General features: G+C 38.7%; 11 protein-coding genes. All 11 read right to left on the bottom strand.

Features of this window, described 5'->3' with window-relative positions; translation table 11 throughout:
• The 11 genes from MZO21_RS13695 to MZO21_RS13645 all read right to left on the bottom strand — a co-directional run bounded on the left by MZO21_RS13695 (position 1) and on the right by MZO21_RS13645 (position 26,663).
• Complete coding sequence (locus MZO21_RS13695; protein ID WP_227504984.1) at positions 1–7,227, bottom strand: LPD1 domain-containing protein; 7,227 nt, start codon at positions 7,225–7,227, stop codon at positions 1–3.
• 265 nt (positions 7,228–7,492) lie between these two features.
• The gene (locus MZO21_RS13690; protein ID WP_005028677.1) at positions 7,493–8,152 is read right to left on the bottom strand and encodes a hypothetical protein; all 660 of its coding nucleotides are present in this window, start codon (positions 8,150–8,152) and stop codon (positions 7,493–7,495) included.
• 83 nt (positions 8,153–8,235) lie between these two features.
• Positions 8,236–15,522, bottom strand: coding sequence for an LPD1 domain-containing protein (locus MZO21_RS13685; RefSeq protein WP_087553278.1), 7,287 nt, complete (start codon positions 15,520–15,522; stop codon positions 8,236–8,238).
• Positions 15,523–15,730: 208 nt separating this feature from the next.
• Positions 15,731–16,972, bottom strand: coding sequence for a hypothetical protein (locus MZO21_RS13680; protein WP_005028681.1), 1,242 nt, complete (start codon positions 16,970–16,972; stop codon positions 15,731–15,733).
• A gap of 12 nt (positions 16,973–16,984) precedes the next feature.
• Positions 16,985–18,175 carry a hypothetical protein gene (locus tag MZO21_RS13675; protein WP_005028684.1) on the bottom strand — a complete coding sequence of 397 codons (1,191 nt, stop codon included), beginning with the start codon at positions 18,173–18,175 and terminating at the stop codon, positions 16,985–16,987.
• A 5-nt stretch (positions 18,176–18,180) separates the two neighbouring features.
• On the bottom strand, positions 18,181–19,017 hold the full coding sequence (locus MZO21_RS13670) for a hypothetical protein (protein ID WP_005028686.1): 837 nt from the start codon (positions 19,015–19,017) through the stop codon (positions 18,181–18,183).
• A gap of 12 nt (positions 19,018–19,029) precedes the next feature.
• A complete protein-coding gene (locus MZO21_RS13665; protein ID WP_005028689.1) occupies positions 19,030–19,992 on the bottom strand; it encodes a hypothetical protein in 963 nt (320 codons plus the stop codon).
• A 25-nt stretch (positions 19,993–20,017) separates the two neighbouring features.
• Positions 20,018–20,818: a hypothetical protein gene (locus MZO21_RS13660; protein ID WP_024160804.1), complete on the bottom strand. Its 801-nt coding sequence runs from the start codon at positions 20,816–20,818 to the stop codon at positions 20,018–20,020.
• 9 nt (positions 20,819–20,827) lie between these two features.
• A complete protein-coding gene (locus tag MZO21_RS13655; protein ID WP_005028693.1) occupies positions 20,828–21,256 on the bottom strand; it encodes a hypothetical protein in 429 nt (142 codons plus the stop codon).
• 68 nt (positions 21,257–21,324) lie between these two features.
• The gene (locus MZO21_RS13650) at positions 21,325–22,218 is read right to left on the bottom strand and encodes a hypothetical protein (protein ID WP_005028694.1); all 894 of its coding nucleotides are present in this window, start codon (positions 22,216–22,218) and stop codon (positions 21,325–21,327) included.
• Positions 22,219–22,220: 2 nt separating this feature from the next.
• Positions 22,221–26,663 carry a hypothetical protein gene (locus MZO21_RS13645; RefSeq protein WP_005028696.1) on the bottom strand — a complete coding sequence of 1,481 codons (4,443 nt, stop codon included), beginning with the start codon at positions 26,661–26,663 and terminating at the stop codon, positions 22,221–22,223.
• Between the last annotated feature and the right edge of the window lie 147 nt (positions 26,664–26,810).

Here is a 26,810-nt window from a genome sequence, read left to right as displayed (position 1 = left end):
TCACATCTCAAGTCTTAATTGGTCAGCTTCATTTTCTTTTTCAATCGAAACTTCAGCAATAATTTTTTGGGTATTTTCGTTTTGCAGATCTTGATCAAATATTTCATTCACACAAGTTTCGACTAATTGTTCAGTCAAGTTTCTGCAGATCTCAAACTCTAAACCTTTAGGTTGTACGGTAGGGTAGCCGTCAATTAAAAATGAGTTTTTCATTTCATTTTCATTTGAAACTTTAGAGTACAAATAAGTCTCAAAATAACGAGCAAACATTTCGGTACTGGTCGCGTAATACGGCGTTGCACGATTTTCAGCACTGTCGATATTTAAACAGTCCTTTTTATAACGCGATAGATTGTCACTAAAACGAATATCACCTACGTTAACTTCAACGTCTTGCGACTTATCAAAGAAGTTTTGCATTTGAGTATGAGGATTTTTAACTCCCTCAGGCATGTACTTCTCTACCAGGTTATAGAACTTGTATTTAGATGACTCTATCAAGTATTCAGATAGGTTTTGCGATAGTGTTTTTAAATCCACATTCGCTGCGTTCGCAACACCTGTAATTTTTTCTTCCAAACCGGTTGTAGGTAAATGATGTTCTGGCTGGCGCATATCATTAAGTTTTTGCTGATAGCGCTCAAACGACTTAAAGCTTATAGCATTAATGTCAGTGTTAATTTTAGAGACAATGACATCCACCTTGTCTTGAACTGTACTGAAGAAAGATAGGTTTGTATCAGCTTTATATTCACGCTCATACTTCTTCAAGTACTCTTCAATTTTCTCAAACTGACGGCGAATGAGATCTTCATAGTGCTTTTGGTGCCAGTCAAAGAAGCTGTTTAAGGTTTTGCGCGTAGAATTAGGATAATTCTCTTTATTCTTAATCACTTCATCATGCATTGAATCAGCAACAGTGTGGTACGCCTTGATTGCAGTCTCAGCATTCTCATGAAGTACTTGACCGTAATTTTTCATTGGCTGAACTGGCTCATTCATCATCGCACGATGTACCTTTTCAAAAGCACGACCGGACTCAGTAACAGGGGAGTATCCAGCATCCAACATATTTGATAAGAAGTGTCGTGCACCTGGTATCTCAAAATTAGGGATGTCTTCATAATAGTCCTGAAGTACAGAACGATTCATTTGAGCGTGATTTTTATATACTTCCGCTTTTTCCAACATTCCCAAGTGTGCATCTAGCGCATGGCCATACTCATGAGCCAAACTTCCAGATCCGCTATCACGAGTTAAGTTAACCACGTTCTTAGACAGTTCAAAATGCGCTGCAGATCCTTTAATTCCGCGTGAAGCCAAAGCAACACCCAAGTTCAATAAACCATTGTTTGATTTAAAGCCCATGAGTTGTTTTAAGTCAGCCAATGAGTCATACACGGCATTAACCAACTGTTGAGCCACAGGACTAACTTTATTGCCTACTTCAACACCACGGATAGAAAAGTCATCTTTAAGCTTGAATGAATCCACATCGGCACCTTGGCGATGATCAGGACCAGTACGAGAGTAATTTAACAATCCGTAAATACTTGATTGGACTTTTTCAGTCACAAAGCCATTTTCAAGTTTTTTCACTTCACTGGTAAATGACGGCAAACGTGGTGCTTTAGGTGTATTCACAGCTTCAGTCGTTGCTTCTATAACTGGTGCAACAGGATCTTTAACATAAATAGGTGCAGATTCAGCTTTAACTAAACCACTTTCAATCGCACTTTTCAGAACGTATGGTTCAAGCACAGTTGAATATAAGCCAGTACGTTGCATGTTGCTGATCGCATCGCTCACATCTTTAGTGACTTTCGACTTACCGTAAAAATCAAAGATCTTACCTGTTGATAGAATCTCACTGAGTTCTTTATCAATCGTTTTTTCGATGATTTTCTCAAGCTGAACACTGATACCGCCTGTATGTTCTGGCATAATGTAGTACTCATTCAAATTGCTAAGCAATTCGAAGTAGTTTTTGTAGTTGTTCTTGGTACCTTTACTATAAAGCCCGATATAGTCTTTACGTTGGCGATCAGTCATACCAAGACTTTCAGCAGATAAGCTTTTATTGTTTCTTACCGCATGAATCAACTCTTCTTGAGTATCTACCATCAAATTTCTGATGTTAGAAACAACAGCCACATACGCACGTAATTCTGTCGCTCGTTGGCTATCAAGCATCAACGCATTTTTAGAGAATAACGGTTTAGTTGGGCAGTAGTCATACATTGCCTTTACGAATATTTTGTCATCAATACCGAGTGGCGTATTGGTGTACCAAGCTTGGAATTCTTTATTTGCAACGATTTTTGCTTTTCGATAGTCCGTAGCTGTTTGATCGGCTGATGTCGCTGAAATATATTCCAATGAAATGTATTCACCGTAGCGATCTTTATGTGCACCGCCAAACTTGGCACCTACATCACCTAAGTACATAGCAGGGGAGTCACTTGGCTCTACCTTTACATCAACAGGCACATATTTGTCTTTTGGTACCAATTGATCGATAAACGTGAAGTCAGTAAACACACGGTTTTGAAGTTGTAAGACATCTTCAACTGAGCGCATACTTTTAACAGGAAAAACGCACAGAGACTTGTAATCACCGTGAATATCGGACTTATCACCAAAAAGTTTAACCGATGCATATTCATTGTCGGTCGATGGCTTGATGGCCAAAAACAATTTGTGATTTTCAGTTTTGATATACGGCTTTATGTGTGCGGTTTGATCGTATAGAGCACCAAGCGTATTCGTAATCAAAGTTTGGAAATGCAAACTTGCTAACTGTTTATTCTCAAAGTCAGTTTTGTGTTTAATCTGAATTTCAGGCAAGTTAGATAGTGCTAATTGCTCTAAAGTGGTACCGAAATTAACCTTAGATTCGATAGCATTTAAGATTTCGTGACTAAACTGGTCTACATCATCAAAACCAGTAATCAATTGATACTGATAGTCATGAGACGGTATACGAAGAAGCACGGCAGTTAATTGAGGCTCATAGTCCGTATCAACCATAAACAATTGCGGTGTTTCATCTTGTTGAGATGATTTGTTTAGCAACTTGTATTGGTGAACTTTAGGGTTGGAACCTACAAAATGCTCAGCATAAGCCTGTTTAATCGTATCTTGTAATGCTTTGACATGCTCAAGCATGACGGCATTGACTTCATTTAAAGCGGTTAAGGTTTTATATTTTTCTGCAAACGCCTCATTCACGGCGATCTGCTCTAACATAAATCTAGGCTGAATATCCTCAAGTTCTGGATTACCTACACGGTTTAATACAACACTAAATTTGAGCTTATTAATGAACGGATCAGGTTCACCATTGATACCATTGCTAAAAAGTTCTTTAAGATCACTTTTCTGAAGTTTAGAGTTCACCAAATCAAACGGATGAACTTCTTCAAATGCCTGAACATCAAAAACTTTGGTTAAGTTTTTAGGCATGATTGCTGTCTGGCCATCTACATGAGCGATAACATAGGTGTACGCTGGAGAGATGTTGCTCAGAAGCTCAGTGACTTCATTCGGTTTTTTATCGTAGCTAAGATCCTCAAACTTTTCGTATGTTGCAGAATTAAGATTGCTGATGAAATCTAATTTAGAGTTGAAATTAGATGGATGATCAGAAATGTACTGGAACATCTTGTTTGGTAAAGACGTAAACACTTTATTGATTAAAGTTTGCTGACTATCTTTAGCTTTGAAGAAGTTGAGATCTGACTCGTAATATTTTTCAAAAGTGAACTTAGCTGGAGGCATAAACGTCATGCTGTTGCGTGAAGTCGATAACTTAAACAAAGCATTCGCAGACGTTTTAACCGCATCTCTATCATTAAAGCCAGTAGCCTTATGTATATTGGCATCTAGGGAAACTGAATGCCCAATAAACGGCGCATTTTTGTCTTTATGATTGTAGAGGCGTATATACTGAAGATCATTCTTTTGAAACACAGTTATAAACAAATCATGATCAGGGATCTTGATTGCGCCGTGGTGATCTTCATAGTGCTTTACAGCATTTTCTAGCTGAGTGTTAAAGTATTCAGATTCACTATTGAACTGTACGTTCTCTTCTTCAGCTGTTAGAGAAAAATATTTAACGTTATTCTGAAAAGCTACATTAGGTTTGAGAAGATCCTTAATCACCTCAAATTCTTTTTGTACTTCAACATCAAATTTGCCAAAAACTGTACGCTGATTAATATCAATCAGGTTCAGATAGTTGAATAGCTGAATGTTGTTGTAGTTGTGGTTCGGTAGGGCAGTTTTGTTTAACTGGAGCTTACCATCTTCTAACTGCATGCTTTGGACTTGCTTCAAGTCATCTGCAGTCAGCTCTACACCAAAGACTTTCTTAGTTTCTTGTTTGAGCTCTTTATCTTCACCAGCAATCACTAAGGCAGCTAGTTTTTGTGCCTTGTCATAATCGCCATCTTCTAGATATAGGGTTTTTTCAACAAAATACTTGGCAATGTTCGCATACGCTTGATTTGTTGCTTTGTAGCCATCGGTAGACAATGAAAAATGTTTGTTTTCATCAAATTCATTTGATTTAACGGTTTTAACTTTTAAATCGTCAATGTCACCCGTTGGTTTAATCTGAACATAGATTTCATCTGCAGCGAGATCCATGTTCGAGACAAATAAGGTCGAATTTTTAGAATAAAACTGACGTTCGATACTCGACAACAGATCCTTTGCATCTTTACGGTCTTCTTCCATGTCAGACTGCATATCTTCAGCAATCGACTTGATGTTTTCGCCACGGTCATCCTTTGTGATAAATGACCAGTCTTGTTGCGGATATTTGGCTGTTAATGCCTTTTGGAAGCTTTGAACTTCAACAAAGCGATTGAACTGACGGTCCAGACTAAACCCATCTGTATGTGATGAAGTTTTAGCAAGAATATCCTCAGGAACAGAATCAGATTTAGTCTTACGATTGAAGTTTTCACTTGCATTTGGCACCAATAAATTACGGAATAAAATCTCATTTACACCGTTCTTTAAGAATGACGCACTTTTAGTTTGTGATAGAGATTGTTTTAAAAATGCTTCATCAAAGTTTGATTCATCAAGAAGCCGAGTAAACTCTTCAAAATACGCTGAAGCTAATTTATCGTTATTAGCAAGATCAGCCGTGCACAGATCGCTTAACTCTAAACGCTGTACATCTTGCTCTAGCTCTAAAGGCGCAGAAAAATCACCAGCAACAAAATCATTGATATTTTGCTCAACATAATTGTTCGTGCGTGACATCAACATATCAACTGCAGTTTCATTATTCACAAATTCCTGAAGCTCAGGCGTGTTAATTGAAACCAATTGATTGTCGAATTGCTTAGATAGTAATTTGAACAGATCCGCTTTATGTTGATTGCTTTCTACTTCAGATTCAAAACCTACAAATTTGCCGTTTTCATCTTTAGCGTAGTAGAAGCTGTTTTTATTAAACAAAAAGGTATTTGTTGCAGACGTAATGCCAGATACCAAAGTTTCACTTTGCCATAAGACTTTTTTAACTTCATTGTACTGTTTTGAGATCTCAACATTGTGTGTGTCGATTTCGTCAGAGATCGCTTGAATATCATCTACGCTGAAGTTTTTTGTTTGTGTAGCTGAGCGCACGACATCTTGAATTTCAGCATATTTCTGATTTAGATAATCACTATATTGCTTCTCAATTTGTTGAGCTTGTTCAGTAGCCTTAGGAATGACATAGACATCCAAGATCTGTCTAATTTCAAGCATAGACGGCGCGAAATCACGCACCTTGTCATTGCCTCTTGCATCCAATAATTCTTCAGGAAACTTTAAGAGCTCTTTAAGTACGGCAACATCATCAATTTCTGGAGTAGGGAGGTCATTTGCAATGTTGAGTAGATCAGACTCAGTAATAGATGCCTTCTCAGTTGCCTCAAAATTAACATCAAGGTCATTCAAGATCTCGTTAACATTTGATTCATTGAGTTGTTCTTCTAGTTTACGCTGTTTGATTTCAGCAGATTGGTGATCATAGAGCGCATTAAACTTAGGAACGATGTTTACAGAGAATTCAGAGAACTCTTGGCTCAGATCGGCAAAGAAAACTTTACCTGTTGGCATCTGGCGTACCATTTGTTGTAAGACATCATGGCGAAGCATGGCAGCGTCATACACCATCTTATCTACAAGGCGTGTTTCAATACCTTGTTTAGACGCCATCCATGTGCCGTGTTCATCTTTATAAAAAGCTGGAATACCTTGTTTAGCTGATTCTAATAGCTTTGGATACGGCAATTGCTGTTGATTAAACACACGGTCTATCACAACAAGATCAGAAGCTAATTTTTGTACATAAGCATCAACATCTTTAAAGCTCATGTTAAACATTCTGTTGCCACGGCCATGCTCAATCAGCTGATTAAAAGTGGACTCGTATTCATGAGCAAAATGCACCAGGTTAATATTGTCATTTAACCCCAATGCTTCATACGGATCATGAGCAAAGATTTCAGGAATATGGCGCAAGTCATCAATAATCAGTAACGAACCATCTTTTTCGTAATTGACGGGTACTGCAAATGGAGACAACTTAATTTTGGCTAGATTATCTAGACTTTCGCCACTGGCCATCGCCGATTCTTCATCTAGATAGACTTTAGAGAAGATATTTTCATAGCCATAATCTTGAAGACGATTAAAAGGAATTTTTGAAGACTGAAATTGAGCCAAGTAGGATTTGTTCGATTCCTGAAGACTGGTTTTCAGCGTATCAAGGATATTAGATCCATTGTTTAGCTTACTGACATACACTTCAGGGAAAGCAGAAAGGCGTTCGGTCGCTGATGCGAAGTAACTTTTCCAGTTCGGAATGTTCTTCTTAAACGGTAGATTGGTGAGATAAATATCTTCTTGCTTAGTCGGTACTTTCATATCGTTGGTAAACGCTGGAAAGACCTTCTGAAGATCGTTTAGATCGATACCAGACTTTGCCGGGTTCTTATAGTAGTACGCATGAATACCATCATCATTTTGCACTTCATAAAAATGGGCATCCATTAACACTTGTTCAAATTGCTTAGAACTGTTTTGTTCAATAGATTTTTTGAATTGCTCAAATTCATTAACAACAAGCATCGCCGTTTTTGGGCGAAAATTGTTGGCTGGCGATACTACAAGACGCGCACCAAGACCAGTTAAATTAGGCCATTTAACTTCATTCACTTTATAGTCTCCTACTTGGTCACATAGCATGATCCAAGACTTTAAAACGACTCTTACGAGTACTTATATGTGCTTATATTAAACTAAAAAATTAACTTTGAGGGAGGGTTTAGGCGTTATTCTTTAAAATAGTATATACCGAGTAAATAGCACTGTTTAAATACCTATCATTTTTAATAAAACCATCTAAAACCGTGCACTATTCTTTCTTTTTTTATAAATAAAAATGCCACCGTATAGGTGACATCTTGCTTAAAGCTGATGGTTACATTTTAACAAATTCGTTTTTAGCGAGTTCGTCTGGTTGGGTGCCATCTTCTACACCTACAATAATTCCAGTACCACGAATAAAGTAGCCACTATTATTCGGATATTGGACCAAGGTAACATTATGCTCAAGGTTACTTTCTAAAAAGGTAGTGCCGTATCCCCAAAACTTATTTAATCCTTGCCATGGAGCATCCTTAATATAATTGTTTTGGGCATATTGAATGGTGTATTGACCAATTGGAAGAGATATATTGACAGTTTGCTTTTTGGGTACCTGAACAACGGCTCGTAACCTTTTAGTGGCCTTATCTCGAATGATAAACACAGTATCAACATTTTGAGATTCCATTGAAACAGGACCAAAATGTTGTGTGTTTTCCATACTGGAAACATTAATCACTTCTTTTTTAAATGGCATGGCTGCACTATTGGCTACCATTTTTTGATGTTCAGCATAGTCTTTTGCCATTTGTAGACCGTTTTCAGGTTCATTCGGTTGGCCTGGATTGGCTGACTCTACTGATTGAGCTTGTTTCGATATTGCCCGTGTAGCACTTTGAGCAAAGAGATCGACCAATCCGAAATGATTAGCCACAGATATAATTGCAACTGCTAGACCAAAACCAGCAAATTGCTTTGGAATTGCTATTGCCATAGTGCCCCCTGATTCCATTTATAAGATTTAAATAAAAAAAAGATGCCACCCACAGGGGATAGCATCCAAGATCTCAAAATTGCTTATAGTGCCAATTCAGGATCGCTATTCTTTTGTTTGCTTAATTCTGGATCTGCTTGTACTTCAATGTTGGTCATGAGCTTAGTCCAATATTCATCGTATTCAGCTTGTGACATCTCATTAATGACTTCATTCCATTTAACTAGGTTCTCATGTTGATCTGTACCCGGTTGGAAGAAGTGCATTGCATTTCTGACATACTGCTGATGATCAGCAAAACGCAGTTCAGCAATATTTTCCTGAATATAGTCCAGGCCTTTCACCGTAAATTCGCGAATCTCCTTCATGATTGCATCTTTTTCTATACCATGCGGTTGAGTTACAGAAGATGAACCACCTTCAGGACATGGGTAAACAAGCCAATCATTACGCAAGTTCATTTCTGCTAAGGTCACTTGTAAGTACTGCTCACCACTACGGGCAAACATTTCATGTGCGGTCGTCCAATACGGCTTCTTAGCACTTGTTAAGCCCTCTAATACCATCGCATTTTTGTAGAAATCAGTTTTTAGCTGAGATTGATTAGTTGATGTTAAGCGATCGTTCGTCTGTAAGCTTAAAGAAATTAACTTTAAGTGTTCATCTGACAATGGTTTAGGGCTGTTTTCTTTGATGAAGTCGAGTGCACATATCGCAAACTGACTACGCAACATTTGTCGATAATCACGGAATACAACTGATCTAAAGACTGTACTGTTCGCTGCACCAAGTACTTGCGCTGCAAAGACACGATCATGATCAATTTCAGAACGAGATTGCGAGATATATTTGTTGAGCTCAGTCCGTGGGATTGGATACTCATTTTCAGACAAGAACTTATGCAAGCCTTGGGCAACGTGCATATAACGTCTATGTTGTATGGCGTCCTTTTGGAAAAGTTCAGGATCTTCATGACGATTAGCGAAGTTAATCAATGAAGATAGTTCAGTATGCAACTTGCCACGTTCCGCAATAAACGTATTAATTTTCTCTTTTATGCTGTCTCTATCTGGCGTAAACAAATCAACAATGTCAGGTTGATCTACCAATGTTTTATCCAAAATCGTTTTGATGCTGGTTTCATAAAACTTGACTTGATTCTCAAGATTCGTGCGAAGTACTTCTATCGAGTCATCCTTTTTCATTGGCAAGTAATACATCGCTTGATTTACTTTGGCTGCAGCTTGCAACAAATCTTGGTTAATGTTGGCATACTTCTCAGACTTAATGTTATTCAATTCTGCAAAACGAGTTAGATAAGGCTGTACGTTTTCCATCATCATTTTTGGTTGATTGCGTGTCATCGCACTAAAAATGAGATGGTCATAGGCATGGAAAAATTCATGACCAAACGAGCCAAAACCTGAATTCTTGGTTAAGTTAATCACACGGTTAGATGGCTCGTAATGTGCCATCGCAGCGGAACGTCCACGCGAACCAAAAGCAACACCCAACATACCGTTAAAGCCAACAAATTTCGGATCTATATCAAGTGCCTTAGCAAGAGCGAAACAACCGTCATATGCGTTATTTAATGCGATTTGACGATCGCTCTGGTTCAAGTACTCGCCAAACTCTACGGCTTTAAATCCAAAGGTCGCTTGCAAGGTATGTGCTGTAACATCTTGGCCATTACGTGAAGCAATGTTTTCCGTCACAACCACATCACTGAGCTTGAATGCCTTACGCATAGTACGAGGCTTAGCATACTCTTTGAATAGGGCATCTAAGGTACTCGCCGTGTCATCTACAATGTTCGATACATTCTTTTCAGATAACGAGACTTCTTGAGTATCATCATTCTCTGCAGTTGCGTCTTTGGTTTTTTTAGCAGTTAACAGATCCATTACTTGTTCAGATAGACCAGCATCAGATCTGCTAAATAGCGTACTCGAATCTATAATGTTGCCACTTCTAAAAGTAACAGTCGCTTTTACTTTGTCTTGGAACGGTTTGGCATCAATCGCACTACGTATTTTTTTATAGATAGAGTAGGTGCCTTTAACTGGCGGTAACTCTTTCCGTAAATGATGAAGTGCTTCAGTGAGCGTTTTACGTGCTTCACTACTATCGGTTTTCGCCAATTCAGAACTAATAATCATGTCAGTGGCAGCATATTCAGCATAGCTTTCTACCAATGAAAATAATGACCGATCTAATGATTTAAACGCCGTGAACAGATCTTTGTCTTCATTCAAACGAACGTATAAATCACATGCATTAGGAATAAATTCACGAACTGTTTTTGCTTCCATTAAAGCATCACGCATACTTAAAACAGCGTCATAGTATCCAGCACCTACTTTTTTAAACTGTTCTTCAGTGGCATTTTCAAGCGGATAACGTGGCTGATCATTCGTCATCTTGCGTACAGCGTCAGTCAGCAAGTGAATGTAAATATCTCGACCAGCTTCTTTTGCTTGTAAAACCGATTCCTTTTTCCAAATTTTGTCACGCGTAATTAGGTTTTTGACTTGCAAAAGCGACATATCTTGAATCTGACTGAGCGATAAACGTGGACCATACAGATCCTTTTTCGCACCAGGCATTTTCATACCCGTATCTTCAATAAGTCCAACTTCAGAACGTGACTCAGTGGCTTTCGGTTTGGTTGTTTTTGGCTCTTTTGGTGCTTCAGCTTCAGGCTTACCCTCAGACTCAAACAGTGATGTTTGCTCTGGAGCAACTGGCTCAGTCGGCTCTACAACTTCTACCGTTGCTTCCTGTACTTCTGGTTCAGTAGGCTTTTGAACTTCAGGTTCAGTTACGATCGGTTCTTCAACCAATGGTTCTTGGGCAACTTCTACAACAGGTGCGCTTTGAACCATATGTTCAGGTTTATATACTTGATCGCGAGACTTAAATAATTCTGCTTTTTTGAATGATTTTGCAAAATCAGTAATTAAGAAGTTCTTAGAGTTCGGGTGCTTTGGCGTAGGAAGAATTTTATAGCCTTGATCAACAAATTGCTGATGTTCGGCATTATTCACAATGGCCAGTTTTAACGGAGATTGATCATCGGCAACTTTAATCGCGAGATCGAACCGGTCTTTAGATTCAAGTAGCTTTTCACCAAAGGTAAAATCAATTTTATTGACCAATGTTGAAATATTAACAGCCACAATCTCATTAAGGCCTTTAACATCAATATTTTCAAAACCGGGTGATAATGGCACCTTGATTGTCTGCAGTATGTTTTCACGTAACCCAAGATCATTTAATACTTGGTCCACAAGATGCGCTTTTATCCCGTTTAACTGGAAGTCTTTAAACAATCCACCACGCTCGTTGAATTTAGCAAACTGCTCAACATTATCAAAAACCCGTAATTGATCATGCTGTAAAACTGGTGTGTCTTTATCTATGACAGAAATCACTAAATCAGCACCGTCATTGGCCACAATAATTTTGGAGCCGTTTTCAAACGCTTGATCCATTTCTTTTTGATGGATGTAGTCGGTAAAGACGTTCATCAAATCAACATTGGTCATCACATCATTGCTTTTCACAAAATCGATTAGATCTTGTTTCGCCGTTGGATCGATGTATTGATTATCGGCATCACGCAAAGTTAATGCCTTGTAATCGTCCAACTCAGGGTTAAACAATACCTTTTCTTTAAGGTGTAGGTTTTCGATCGACTGGAAGATCTGATAGCGTTTTTCTAATGAGTCGATCAAGTACTGCATTTGCTCTTGCGTACTTAAAACTGAATCATTGCTAAGCGTCAAAGCTTTAAACAGCGCCTTATCGTCTGCAGCTAAGTCATTCAGACTTGATTTAACGATTAAGCGATCGGTAGACGGAATCTGTTCACCGCTGAAATATAAGTTAATCGCACCGTGCTTTTGTTCATCAGCTGGTGAAACCGTGAGATAAAAATTTATCTCAGGAAACTCAAACTCTTTGATACGTTCTGGATTGGTGATAATGCTTAAAAGAGATCCCGTTTTTGTCTCGAGAGATTTATTTTTTAGTGCCGTCCATTCTTCAATAGAACGATTTTCAAATGACTGCAGTAGGGCAGAATTGATTAAATCACGGTTGAGGTTAAATCCATTCTTGAGTGAGTCTGGAGTCGATTGTAATGCTTCAAGCACAAGCCCATGTTTAAAGAGATTGCCAAAGTCATTTTCACTGTTAACATCGGTCTTTTCAAGTGGCAAGAAACTTGATGCATGCTCATAGACATTCTTAACTTCAATATCAAGCTTTAAGCCTTTTTCATATTTCGGTACCGCTTCCTTGGTCAAAATACGATTAAGAATTACATTCTTAAGGTCATCATAGGTCAGCTTGTTTTTGCTGATCGGATTAGAGCTCAGGATATGTTCAAACGAAGAAGCACCATTAATCATAATGGTTTTTTGCTTTTGTAATGAACTAACCTTTTGACCTAGATCCATCGGCAGTAAGCGAATGAAGTTCTGATCAGATGCTATCGTACTGCTATACACCGCCAAAGAACGTGCGCTAACTTCAGGCTCAACCATCAAAGCGTTACCTTCAGCTAGGTAGGTTTTTACCGCTTCTTCAGTCAACGTGACGACATTTTCAATTTTCGAGTCTTTTGGCGCCGTGACTTCATTGTAGGTCGGTGTTAGATAACCTAGTGCCATCAAAATATGCTTGTGCTCATTATTAATAATGGCAGTAACCGCTTCAGATTTAGACTCTTCACCCACGGCATTTTGATAAAAGTCTTGTAGATAGCGCTTATACGCCATACTTACCGCGACCTTTTTATTTAAGGCAAAAAGCTGTTCTTGTGTATTTGAGTTGAAGTGGTCTTTATGTATCACCTTAGGCAGATAGTTTTGAAAGCTGTCTACCACATAGATTTCATCTTTTTCGAGTGTTTCTTTTAAAGACAAAACTTCATTGGTCGCAGCAAAAACAATCGCGTTGGCCAGTGCATTACCAGGATTCGTGCGTACACGTAATTCCTCATTTATCGCATGATTGAGTTGCGACCTAATATCAGGTAATCGGTTAAGGATAGGGGAGTCAGGATTGTTGCCAATATTGCTACTCAGCTCAGAAAGCACATGAGCCACATCGATACGCTTATTAAAACCCTTGTAGTTACCGTCCTGTTCTAACAGGTTATAGAATCGCTCTAAGCTTTCATCCGATAAATATTGTGATGCAATGCTATGGGCATCACCATCACCAAGCGCCGTAAATTGGCTATTAATACTATGCAGTTGTTGAAGAATACGAGGCATTTGCTGATGAAATGAAAAGTAGTTTTTACCTACATTTTCAGCACTGGTCGCAATCATGTCCTCAATACTGTTATCCAGCACTGATACAGCATTCGAGAACACCATATCGTTAAAATCTGGCATTGCAGATTCTTGAGATGGTGAATATCCCAAAATAGAATATTCAAACTTTTCGACTGCAGATAACTCTTGATCTTGTTCATCATAATAATGAACCACATCAAACTGGTTAACAGCTTCATTCCAAAGCCCGTTAGGTTCTTCACCTAGATCAACGTTGAAATGATAAATGTCAATGTCATTTGAGGTGTGAGTAGCTTCAAACTCGTTCGCCTCATCCAATAGACGTTGCATTTCATCTTGCAATTCATCATCGGTGACAACGCTTTGTAGGAAGTTATCCAGATCCGTGCCGTATTCTTCACGGTCTATCACTGAATCAAAAAAACTATCATAAAGATTGTTCAGACGCGTAGAAGCAATGTTTAACTGACTTAATGCCAATTCCATTTCATAAGCTTGATCGTCATAGGCTTGCTGATCCAAAACATACGCATTTTCAGTAGCAACAGCGACTTGAATCGCAACCGCTTTTTCAATACGCTCACTGATGGTATGTGTTGCTTTCGCTTCAACAATCGCTTGACGTTCTTCTTTGAGCTTTGCAATTTTTTGTAGGTATTCTTGCTTAATTTTTCGCATTAAAGCGAGTTTAGTCAAAGAGTCCTTAATGACTGGTTCTGGAATGTTCGGCTTAAACTTGGTGTGTCTAAAAAAGTGATCAATTCGATTGAACAAACGTTTTACTGGAACCTTAGGTTCAGGCGGTATGGTTTGCTTAATTTGATTGAGATCCAAGCTTTCTAAACTTGTACCGATGTCATCCAAACTTTCATAAATTAATTCACGATCAAAACTGCTATCACCAATTGAGTAGGGATCAAATGTTCTTAAATTATTAATATTATTTTGAACGCTTTGGATCAGGTCCTTAATCTTATCGGCAAGGTCGAATTCTTCTACATCTAAAGTTTGGTTGTTGTATTCCCAAACTTTCCAATCATTGTCCACCAGCTGTAACGCAGTTGTTTCTATACCAAATGGTGCCAATGCTGACGGGATGCTGTTTTCTTCGTATGAATACAAACAGTCATTGATTTTCGTGACTAAGGTTTGAAGCTTGATCAATCCTTGGTGATTAACGGCATGATCATCCGATCTAAGCGCATTCACAATTGGATCAATGCTCGTATTCAGCCCCTTATTCAGCTCTCGAATATCAATAAATTGCTTCGGTAAGCTGTTATACGCTGGCCATGCTGGATGTGAAGATATTTTATAATTGGTCAGCTCAGGAATTTGCGTAATATCTTTTAGGGCAAGTACTTCACCGCCTGAATTAACCGAAATCACTAGCTGTTTGCTTAGTTCAATAGGCTCTATCGTATCTTCTATGAGTCCAGCATTTAGCGCTGCTTCTTTATCAACATAATAACGAGTCAGTGTTTTATCTGCTTGGTACCCGTAATTGTCTAAATCAGCCAACGGCAATGGATCTACGGACTGCAGTAATGTCGGTAGCTTATTCCAGCCTAAATCTGCTTTATTGAATTGTTTAACCGCACCCATAATGGTTGTATTTGGGGCAAACGGTTTTTGCTGTTTTGCTTGGTAAAGCACAACGGACTTTTGATTATTGAGTTCAAATAGGGATTGCCACTGGTTTTTTTCAGCACTACTCATTGGGTTTTGCAGATATATATCTGACATATCCATTTCAATGAGGTCATTTTTAGAGTCGTAAGGAAAAACAGATTTTATGTCAGAAAGAGAGAGACTATCTTGCGAACTCTTATACATAAAACTAAGGTCGTTATTTTGCTCATTGGTGATATAAACAAACTTTCCAGTCTTTTTTAAACCTGTTAAGAAGCTGTTTAAGGATGTGTTCAACTTTTTCTCTAAAAGCTCAACATCTTTAATCTTAATAATGGCTGCTTGGTTTCTTAAATCAGTTTTAGGGGTTACTACAAGTTGAGCGCCAAAGCTACTCAGATCCAACCATTTCTTTTTAGTTGACATATAAACTCCATGGCAATATGTATAAGCATCTTTTAATTAAAATATCAAAGCACCATCGGTTACTTTTGAACGGTATATACTAAAGATTATAAGAGAATTTATATAAAGAAACTATCTAAAAGGGTTTTAAACAAAGAAAGGGATGGCTTAAAACCATCCCTTTTTTTTAAGTTTTTTTCATTATCAGCCTGATAATGAAAAAATCAGGCTATTTACTTGCCATTGCTTGTGAAAGTGCAATCCTACGAATGTTACCCGTAGACTTAGAACGATCAGTCACTTCAATTGAGCCGTCAGTTAATTTGCTTTCAGCAGAAACTAGCGCAGCCAATACCGCTTCTTTACGTTCATTTGACTTGTATTGTTGATATTGCAAGTTCAAGCGTTCAGTACTTTGAATTAAACCATCGACCATCAAACCACGTTCATCTTTAATCGCTTGTGATTTAGCAAAGTCTTTGTAATCTTGCCCTGAACCTAAATAACGAGAGACACTTTTTTCCAAGTGTTGCATCGGTGCAAGTTTGGTACTTGAATCATGACTATTGGTACCACCACCAGCAACAGGGGAGTATTGCGCTTGAATTGCTTTCAAAGAGGTAATTGCTGGAGAAGTTAAAGCATCTTTCGCCAGTTTAGCCATCACATAATCTTGACCAGCAGATGTTTTCGCAATTCTACCGTCAATTGGAGCATCAGGTAGACCAACCATGTTGTTGATCAATGCATTTTGAGCACGAGCCATCGCCGTGTCTGGCGCTGCAGTCGTGAATAAAGTTGAAGCTTGTAAACTTAGACCAGCATTTTCACCAGCAGCACCACATAGTCCAGACGCAGCCTGAGAAGTGGTACAAAACTCATTATGAGCTTGTAACATAGCTTCTTGTGCTTTGTGAGGGTTCATGTAGACACCAGGCGCAGCAACCACTTCAGAGCCAACTTTATTTAAAATTGAACTATCAGCAGATTTATTGTCTTGTTGAGCTTGTTCACGATCGCCTAAAACTTCACACGCTTTAAATGCTTGGCCATGTGCACCAAACTCAAATTGAGCTTTTTTCATTTGCTCACTTTGTTTAACAGCTTGGTACGCCGTTACAAGACTTTGTGCGTTTTTATGTGCGTTATCTGAAATACCTTGAGCAGATACAGCCTCTTGTTTCGTCAGGATCTTAATCGCTGCCGTCACATCATCTTGTTGCTTTTTAATGCCCAAAGATAAGTTTGTGTCCAACGCACGTAACGCAGCGCTTTCCACCGCATCAGCCTGTTGAATAAGCATATTCAAGGTATTTACTGCCATCGGGTTGCCCACGGAAGCACAGTAATAAGCAGATGCAGAACCGCTAATAATGGCGAGGGTTAAACCGAGTGCACTAATTTTTGAACGAGAGCCGTGCGCTTGTGGCGCTTTCATAACTTTACGTGATGTTCTTTTCGGAGTACGCATTATTTAGTCTCCTTAAAATTGAGGCATAGTTTGTGAAAGCTTAACTTTCACTGACTGGCCGTATTTCGTTTTCACATCATCTTTTATCGGCTGAGATTTCGCTAAAAGTAATGCAGACAATAAACCTTCTTCACGCAAACTTTGCTTGTAAGTTTGAAGATCTAAATAAACAGAAACGCCGTTAATGATATTGGCTTCTTTAAGTAGACCGCGTGGATCTTGCATCGCCATCGCCATTTGCCATTTTTTAGCTTCAGGACCACCGTAGTAACGTGCGATTGTTTGGTCGATCAAATCGTTGGCAGACACCATTTTGCCGTCAATATCTTTGAATGATTTTGTATTTTGCGCGTCAATAACCGCCAAGCTATACGCTGGCATAGCAAGTAAAGCTGTTTTTTGGTTGGTTGCTTGCAAATAATCTCGACCAGCTGGAGTACGTGCCGTTGCATTAGACAATGATTTATCTGGTGTACCTAAAATGTTTTCACGCACGTAATGTCTTGCAAGAGCTTCTTTTGAGCCAGGTGCAACAGACTTAAACAGTAGGGAAGCATTGGTATCGCCACCCGGTAATTTAGACAACGTACATTGACCAGCTTGTGCTTCAGCAACCGTACAGAATTCAGCTTTATGCACGTTTAGGCGTTGATTAATCACTTCCTGTTGAGAGCCAACTAATTTACCGCCGACTTGAGAAGTTTGAGTCGCCATATCAGCTGCTTGATCAATCACTTGACCAGATGCACTCGACATATTTGTATTTTCAGCCAAAACCTCACAAGACTTAAAGCCTTGACCAGTATTGGCGCCATAAGCAAATTGTGCTTTTTTCATGGTATCTGACTGTAAAAGCGCTTGAATACCAGAGGCAATAGTTTGGGTGTTTTTAGTTGTCGCATCGGTAATTTGGTTAGCAGCTTGCGCCTTTTGCTTCACCGCAACTTTAAGCGCTGCAACGATGTTTTCAGTCGAATCATCTAACTTTCTACGGGTACTTTGAGATACTTGTTGAATATCATTTGCTTGGTTGCTTGCATGCTTAGGAATCTGAGAAGACATCTCGCTCATAATCGTACCCAAACCAACCGTAGCCCATTCAGCAAAAACAGGACTACTAATCACCAAAGTTGCACCTAAAATGACAGGTACAAACTTTGATTTTCCTTTAGGCTGTCTTAAAGTATTTTTACGCTTTCTCATAGTCATTACTCAAAGAATTTGGCTGAAGCATTGGAGTTTGGTGTAGTGCGTTGCATCACATTATTAGCCACCGAATAGTTAGCCAGTGATGAAAGAGTACTTCCAGCCATGTATTTATTTTGAAAATCAACGCAAGTTGATGAAGAGCATTCCATCAATCCGACTGGAACAACGTTGTTAGATGCAATTGACGAGTAGTTCAATGCAACAGTCGCTTGCTGTTCAGAAAGTCGAGAACGAGAAAAAACAAAAGCAGTATCAATGTCGCCATACTGCAGACCATTTGGAATCAAATTACAGACACCCATTTTTGCTTCTTCTACGCCACACGAGGTCGCCAAGTGAAACGCATATGGTGAGGTTGCTTCATCTGTTGAATTTGAGAAAAGTTTCCCTGAAACATCTTGCATGTATTTAGAAACGTTAAAGTCTTTTAAGTTTCTATTGAGATCGGTTTGTTCACGTTCTTCAAGAGCCGTACAAAAAGCTGAATCAGGGAGGGCAGCATTCGTACCAGAATTTAAAATCGCTTTTTTGATCTCAATATTTTTATCGACACTTTGAATACCAGCAACGATCATTTCTGAATCACGCGTTTGGTTATCAACAATTTGATTTGCACTGACCGCTGTTTGTTGAGTAGATACACGCACAGCAGAACGTACCATCAATTGCTGAGCTTGTATTGCAAGCTCAGAAAGGATAGTGCCAAGACTAAAAGCATTGGTAAAAAGTGGTACGGATAATAGACCAACCGTTAAAGTACCCACCGCAATTGCTTTAACAGGTGAAAACTGATTAACAGTAATTCTTCTTTTACGCAGATTATTTCTATTTTTCATACCACCCCCAACTTAAGAGAAAAAGTCTTTAATTGATTGGGTGACAGAAGTAGATTCTGAACTTGAAGTTTTTGCGTTAGACGGTGTGCTAGTACTGGCTTTTTGATCAGTTGAATAAGAAACTGGACTAGTCGAGCTACTACCATTGATTGTATAAGTATCTCCACCCTCAAAAGCACCGCTAGGCATAACTAGACCAGGATCAAGTTTACCAAGTTGACCATTCACAGCAGTACCAAGCGCACCCGATACATCAGTATATTGACCAGCTTTGTTGATTTCACCTATAACATCATTCAATGGGCCAACAAGTTCAGTACTTGCAGTTTTCATTGCGTCACACGCTTTTTTAGTCGCGTAATCGACAACCATTTGTTGCGCTGCATTGATGATTGTATCAAGTGATGGAATAGTCACAGAAAGGTCAATGATTTTACCGATGTCAGCAAAACAGCCACCTTGACTAGCTGGACTGAACATTTTGTTAATATCGATTGGACGACCCCAAACCGTCATTTGTAGATCTAAGTTGTCTTTAACGACTTTACCGATCCCATCAGTTGCACATGATTCAATATTGGTTTGAATGTTTTGAGCAGCTGCTTGTTCACCTTTTTTAACCGCCATGAAGTTGTTTTCAGCAGCAGTAGAGTTGAATGACGAATTAGAACTGGTAGACGAATAATATCCGCTATTTGAATTCGACAAAGGCGTATCACCACCAGAGCTACTTGCAATGGTCGATGATGTTGCGATGTTTAAGTTACCCATGTTTTGAGTATTACTGGTAACAGAAGCAACGGAACTTTGTTGAACTGCAATAGCACTTGAACACCCAATAACGGTAGCAACAAAAATGCTTAAAGCACTTTTAGTTTTAAAAGCTGGCTTAACATTTTGTAGATTAGGGTTAGTCCTTAAAGTCTTGCCCCGAACTTGTTGTAGCCTTTTAGCTTTCTTGTGATTGTTACGCATATCTAGCCCTTTAAAAGAGTTATGATTAATGTTTTTTAGAAGCAAGTTCGCAAAGCACTACAACATCTTTTACTACAGCTTCACTACTTAAATATAAGGTAGCTATAAGGTGTTTTAACTCATATATCCTTTTAGCGAACTTATATATAGAATCATAATACCATTCTTCACCATATTGTAGTATATACTTCTCATTGGTTAAACATAGTTTTATGAATTCTTTTAAAATAGGACGCTTAAAAATAATAGCTGTCGTAATATATATAAACTGAGTACTAACCAAACACATTAAAGTATTAATTAGCTCTACTTCCTCTTTTAAGCATTCCTGTAAAACCGATGGCTTTAGGGTTTTAGAAAAACCTTCCTCAGTCACAATATCTTTTAAAAAACCTGAATCCGAGTACTTATTTTTCAGAAAATTACTTAATTCATGCACGTTCTTTAAGTAAATATTGATCTGATCTTTAGACGCAGTTTTGAAATGTTCCTCTACACGTTTTGGATCGTTTAACGTGATGTCGAGCATTTCAGATTCATTATTTTTTTGATTTAAAAGCACAAAAGCGGTGAAGCTGGTAACTTTGCGTGTTTCGCCAAGATAGCCACTACTGCAAGCATTCAAAAAAACAAGGCAATGCTGTTCAGTAAGATACAAGCCGTATTCTTTTGGTGTACCTGGTTCAAAGAAATTGAGTGAACGCTTATCAAAATGAAAAGTGTTCTCTAAGGTCTGACAAAAGTAGTTAATAGAGTGTACAAAAGCTTCTGGTACAAAGGTTGTAGGCTCTTGAGACAATGCTATGTTTTGGCTTTCTATGCTCATTCCCACGATTTAGTCCTCTTTGAGAGGTAGGGCGTAATAGCCCATTTGACTTAAAACACGTAAAGGAATATCAAAGTTAAGACTTTGCGTTAGACCAGATTTAGGGTTAAAGGTTTTAGCTGAAGCTATAAACAAAGTTTGCTCATTAATAAACACTTGAATGCTATTCGTGACTTTTTGTTCATCAAGTATGACGCCACATACAATATCTAATTTCACATCAAACGTATAAGCATCCATTTGAACGTCTATTGATTCCCAATCGATCGTCATGAACAAGTTTTGGTTTTCAAATTCCAAATTACCTTCTTCAAGAGCTTTATGGATTAATCCCTTTTCTAATAATTCCAAGTAAAACGCATGTAAAGGCGTTGCATCTGCAAAACCATGAGGATTAAACGGCGTTCTTGTCGGTTCAGTGATTTTAGTTTGAATCATGTTTAACTCCATTAAAGGGTATTTAGATTCTATCTTAAAACACCCTAAATGTTTTTATTTAAAATTAATTAAAACCCATTGCTATAAGTTGAAGCGCTTTCTTTAGTTTTAACGTTTTCAAGATTGCTTTGCGTAATAGTATCTTTGTAATGCTGACTAAACGTATTTTTACCCGTTTCGTTTATGTTCTTAAGCTCATTTTTAATGACCTTAAGATAGTCTTGATATTTTGGTGACTGTTCTACATAAACTTCGGTCGCTGCAATTGAGAACATGTTCTTATCATTGGTTGCGATCGGAAATAGGGCAGTATAGGAAGCATCTTGCTTGAGCTGGTCTACAGTTGTTTGTTGCTCAATGATCTTCGCCTGATAGTCCAACAATGTTTTATTGATGTTTTCATGACTATGGATAACGAAATTCAACTGTCTGTCATTCGGACGTTCAAGGGTAAACGGCTGATCGATACCAGAAAGCTTATTACAGATCTCCATATTGTATCGGTAGGCTTCAAACGAGTCTGAAAAGTGATTAAAGTCTTTTCGGAGAGCATTATTGTTTTCTAAGTCTTGCTGAAAGTCTTGAAAGCATTGCAATACATATTCATCTTCATTTTTTTCAACGAATAATTGAGCGATGTTGGAGCACTGGTGCCGTTCGCAGAGATCCGCAAGCTTTTGAATGCTTTTAACCTCATTTTTCTTTTCTAAGATATTGCGTAAATGTAGCTGAGTTGCCCGATACTCTTGCATCAACATATTGTGATGCTCGACAAATAGCTCATAATCGCTTTTAAGGTACGGACTGGCACCTTCAATCTCACGCTCTACCTTTTCATGCTTAGAGTTGATTTGAACACGCTCACGCGTGGTATTCACTGTATTTTGACCAAAACCACCTAAGATTTTATCAAAAGTAATCATCGCATCGATGTCGCCAGTTACGTTTTTATAGAGATCCATGATTAACGCCCCAATGTTTGATCATTGTCATGATCGTTTCTACGTGCGACTTCTAAATCTATATGCTTATCAAGGTCACTCAAAAATTGAGATGTCGTATTTTTCTCAAGCTTTACTTGGTCTAAGTAGTTTTTAGTATTGAGATTCAAACCATCTTGGAGCGCTTCTAAGCGTAGGCCAGTTTTATCAAAATCAGCTTCAAGGATCTGATTCACTTCTTTGATTTTTTCCATGTCTTGCTGTTCTAGACGGTGTAACTTCACATCCTCATGAATCGCAGCGATATAGTGATCGGTTAAGATCTCTTGCTTTAAGTGCTGAAGCGCAATTTCCACGTTTCCTGTTTCGGCAATCACGGCGTTGAAGCTGTCAAAGATTTGACCTGTTTCAGCCGAGTTTCTAAATTCAACAATACGAGGCTCAACACTATTAAGGTTTACAAACTTGGCATCACCATACGCAGTAGGTAGTACTAGATGATCATCCATACATTCAAAAAGTTGCTTATATTCAGCATTCATAAGATTTGATGCTGCTTGAAGCTTTAAATCTTGTTGTAACGTGTCTAGGCGTTGGTTGAGATGTAGAAAGCTTTGAACATACATCTCGTTTTGAGAGTTTTCAGGCGCAACAACGGTTGAGGCCATACCTTTAACAACATTTTTCAGTTGCGTATTTTGAATCTGATCAGCAATTTGATTAAGCGCGTTAATGTGATCGGCTTTCACAAGGTTATTGTTTTTCAGTTGTTCAATAAATTGATTTTGTTCAATCACTTTTTCACTTTCCTTTTCGCTGAATAACGAATCTTTAATTTGTTGTTTCACCTGGTCCAAGTTAGAGAAGAGGTGAAGTACTTCTTGTTCATTGCTGTTATTGACTGCATTTAGCAATGTAACAAACACATCATGGCTGATTAGTTGTTGCTGATTATTTTCCGCATTCTGAAATTCAGCAATTTGACTACGGCTAATGACTTCAACACCAACATCATTGATATAGCTTGCGCCAATCGGGGAGAGTTGATTATCTGGAGCTTTTACGGCGTAGTACTCGCCTGATTTGCCATCATCTTTGGCGCATAGACCAATATATGTATTGCCATCTTGCGTAATGATTTTTGAACCGATGCTATTGAGTGCTGCAGAGGGTTGTAACGTACTCAAAGTTTGAATCAATTCTTTTTCGCGATTTTGATGAATTGCATTACTTACTGCCTGGTAAACTTCAGGATCTAAATAAGTCACCTGATTGGCAGATTCTTCATTGAGCGCCGTGACAGTATTCCACTCTAAAATATCTTTACGCGGTATCGTTGTAATACCGGCATTAATAATATCTTCCGTGGTAATTTGACGATCAAGGTTAGTAATGGCCACGGCGTTGTATTCGGGTGCAATTGATTTATGACCTTCCGAATCTGAAGTCAGTACCACGAATTGACCGTAATCCGTTTTCACCATGGCACCTACAACACTGAGCTTGCCTTCCAAAATCATTTTTGAAAGTTCAAGTTCACGTTCGGCAGATCTGGCATAAGTATTAGTCTGTTCTGCAGTATTGTTGATGGTATCGGCTTTGAGCTTGTCTAAATATTCACTTGAAAATTTACCAAGCGCATTTAACTCGTCTATCGGCTCGACAGACTCCAGCTCATACAGTGGAACGGTAGAGGATTCATTCACGATGTCTTTAAGATAAAGCACATCTTGTTCAGTGATATTTTCGAGATCTTCAATCACCGAAAGAGGCACAACGATCGCACGTTTATCCAGATTATCGGAAGCTATATCCAAAACAACCATATTGGTTTGGGTTGTTTCATCTTCATAAACCATACCGACAAACTGTTCAATTTCAGCATAAGAAACATTGTTGTGACGGTCTTTAAAGAATGCTTCTAAGTCAGAATCATGATCAACATAAATACTGTCATAAGGGTTCATTGGTTTACCGTCATTGTTTTGGTCTTGGCTTTGCGGTGCTGATTGAGTTGCCGACTGTTCTGCAGTATTGCCTTTAAACTTACCCAAAAGGTTTGAAAGTTTAGATTTGACTTTCTTTACTTGATCCGAAATTATTTGACCTGATTGATAGGCACGTTGAATAAACTGATCTTTGTATGAAGCTTTGGCTTCTTCAGTCATTTGTTCTGGATCTTGCCCTAATGGATATTCGGCACCAAGGAACATACGTGCTTGTTCTAAGTACTGAGAACAAATGGGTTCAAAAAAGCGACCTTCAAACTCATGGATCTTTTCAGACTTAATGCCTTCATGCAGTTCTTCAATTGAGAGAAACGTTACTTTGTCTTCAATCGCTTCTAAATAGAACGGCGTAATCGGGGTAGGTGCATCGCTACCTTCCACTTGAGGCGGTAAATCTGCTTCTTTAACTAGTTTGATAAATGGGGTAGAGGATTCAACACCTTCGACAGAATCCTTACCGACTACATCAATCACGATGTATTGTTCACCGTCAATGGCATAGACTTTACCGACATTTAGATCGAATTCTTCTAAGGTAACGCCGTCACGGTCTTTATTCAGTTGAGTGGTATATGGATCGTTTAAAAGAGGCAACATTTGCTCTTTAGAGATCGGTTTTAAAATATCGGCATTCTTACCAAGTTCAGTCAATTTTGATTTATCGGCTGTATTGGCAAGCTGTTCGGGTTGTTGTGCGTCTGGATGGTTACTTTTAACGGTAACATCAGGATTGATTGGTTTATCCCAAATGTTTTTCAGGTTATCAAGGCTTTTGTTCTTGTTGAACATGGCCATAATCGCTGCAATGATCAACTTGATTGTTTTCTTAACCAGTTCAATCATGACTGCAATCATTTTTGCACTGAGCGCAGCGAGTTCATCAGCGACCGTTCGTGGATGGCCGTGGCTATTTTCACGCGCTAAAGGAGGACGTTCGTTACCTTCCTCATTTCGCATATCCTTAAAGCTTTTAGAGGCAACGCTACTTGCAGCCAAACTTGCTTTGTCTTGTGGACCACCAGCAATGTTTAATGTGCTCTTTGGTGTACCTTTTGGTGCATTCGGATCAGCTGATTCAACATCTTCCTTTACTGTCTCTTTAGTCTTCTGATTTTCTTTATGTTCTTTCAAAAGTAGAGCAGCTTGTAACTGGTCGCTATGTTCACGGGTTTCTAATAACTGAATTACTTCCTTGGTTAACGTGTCCGTATTGAATTCAAGATAGTGAATCTCAAGTTGTTCAAGTCGAGCAGCTGTATGGTCGCTATTCACACGCCATTGATCCATGACGATAGATTTTGGCACTAAGCCAAGTTCTTCAGCTTCAATCCCACGAATTAAGCAAAAGTCACGCACTTGGCGCATCAATGCGTTAATTTGGTTTTTATCGGTTAATTCACCTGAAAAATAGGTATTCGGTGCACCCGTAACTTCGTTGTAGATCTGCTGTTTTGCTTCACGCACGACTTGGTTTTGGTTAATCAGGCCTTCAATCGCGAATTGACGATTACTCAGGAAGTTGAGGGCATTTTCTTTAGTTGCACCCTTCAGGCTTAAACCATAGTAGGGCTGAGTGATAAAAGATTTTGTCTCAAAGTTAAAGAGGGTTTTTTCAGCCACTTGAACGGCTTCAAATGGATTCTCTTCTTTGGAAAGGAGGAAATCAGGATCATTGTCTGATAGGTATAATTTAGAGTCTGCAGTTGTATAAACACGGTCTTCAACTGGCAATGAACTGTTATTTTCAGCAATATTGCCTAATCCTTGGTCCAGTGCGTTTTTAGTCTGGATTTTATTCAGAGCCGCAATAAACTTAAGATCATCATCATTCTGCAGATCAAGCCCGATGTCTGCAAAGAATTCTAATTGACTGGCTGGCTCTCTTTGCTCAAGTGCATCAAATACTTTACCAATCAGAACAGGATCAAGTTCAGCTAAATCATTGACAGTGACAGCGGAAAGATCAAACGTGTTTTCAGGAATGATGGACCGTTCATTCTCGTAATTCGGGTAACTACTACGCTCATAATCACCTTCGTCAAAAAACATCGGTTCATCATCGTTCAACCGAGTATCTTCAAGAGGGGGAGCGTAATCATAATCTGGGTGCCCAGGAGGTACAGAGTTACCGCCCATAGGCTGATCATATTGTTCATACTGATCATACTGATCATACTGATTATTTTGATACCCATCATCTTGCATGACTGGCGGTTCTTCCATTAATGGAGGTTCAGATAGGGGATCATTGGGATATGGTTCAGACTGGTATTGTTGCGATTGATCTTGTGCAACATTGTTTTGTTGTGGCGTAGGCTGGATGGATTGAAATTCCACGCCGTCCAAACTTAAATCATCCCACTGTTCCAGGCCCTCATTGAAAGTTAATGATTGGCCGTCTTGCAGTTGATCAAGTGTTTGCTCGTCAAAATTATCTTGTTTAGGGCTTTGGTCCATATTTGATCCTTATGACAGGTGGCCTTCCTGGTTTTAAGAGTCCTTTTTAGAATCTGTATCAACATTCCAAATAAAGTCTTCTTTAAAGTCAGAATTAAAACCAGTTGTGATGTCTAATTCACTGTCAAAATCCACTAAATCTGAGTT

Source organism: Acinetobacter portensis (genome assembly GCF_023158935.1).
Taxonomy (GTDB): domain Bacteria; phylum Pseudomonadota; class Gammaproteobacteria; order Pseudomonadales; family Moraxellaceae; genus Acinetobacter; species Acinetobacter faecalis.
Note: the sequence above shows the minus strand (reverse complement) of the source record. Positions and strands in the feature narration are given on the sequence as shown.

Bases quoted from the DNA above. Each gene is read 5' to 3' on its own strand.
- MZO21_RS13650 (WP_005028694.1), bottom strand. From the start codon at position 22,218: ATGGATCTCTATAAAAACGTAACTGGCGACATCGATGCGATGATTACT.
- MZO21_RS13660 (WP_024160804.1), bottom strand. From the start codon at position 20,818: ATGAGCATAGAAAGCCAAAACATAGCATTGTCTCAAGAGCCTACAACC.
- MZO21_RS13675 (WP_005028684.1), bottom strand. From the start codon at position 18,175: ATGAGAAAGCGTAAAAATACTTTAAGACAGCCTAAAGGAAAATCAAAG.
- MZO21_RS13685 (WP_087553278.1), bottom strand. From the start codon at position 15,522: ATGTCAACTAAAAAGAAATGGTTGGATCTGAGTAGCTTTGGCGCTCAA.
- MZO21_RS13670 (WP_005028686.1), bottom strand. From the start codon at position 19,017: ATGAAAAATAGAAATAATCTGCGTAAAAGAAGAATTACTGTTAATCAG.
- MZO21_RS13680 (WP_005028681.1), bottom strand. From the start codon at position 16,972: ATGCGTACTCCGAAAAGAACATCACGTAAAGTTATGAAAGCGCCACAA.
- MZO21_RS13645 (WP_005028696.1), bottom strand. From the start codon at position 26,663: ATGGACCAAAGCCCTAAACAAGATAATTTTGACGAGCAAACACTTGAT.
- MZO21_RS13665 (WP_005028689.1), bottom strand. From the start codon at position 19,992: ATGCGTAACAATCACAAGAAAGCTAAAAGGCTACAACAAGTTCGGGGC.
- MZO21_RS13690 (WP_005028677.1), bottom strand. From the start codon at position 8,152: ATGGCAATAGCAATTCCAAAGCAATTTGCTGGTTTTGGTCTAGCAGTT.
- MZO21_RS13655 (WP_005028693.1), bottom strand. From the start codon at position 21,256: ATGATTCAAACTAAAATCACTGAACCGACAAGAACGCCGTTTAATCCT.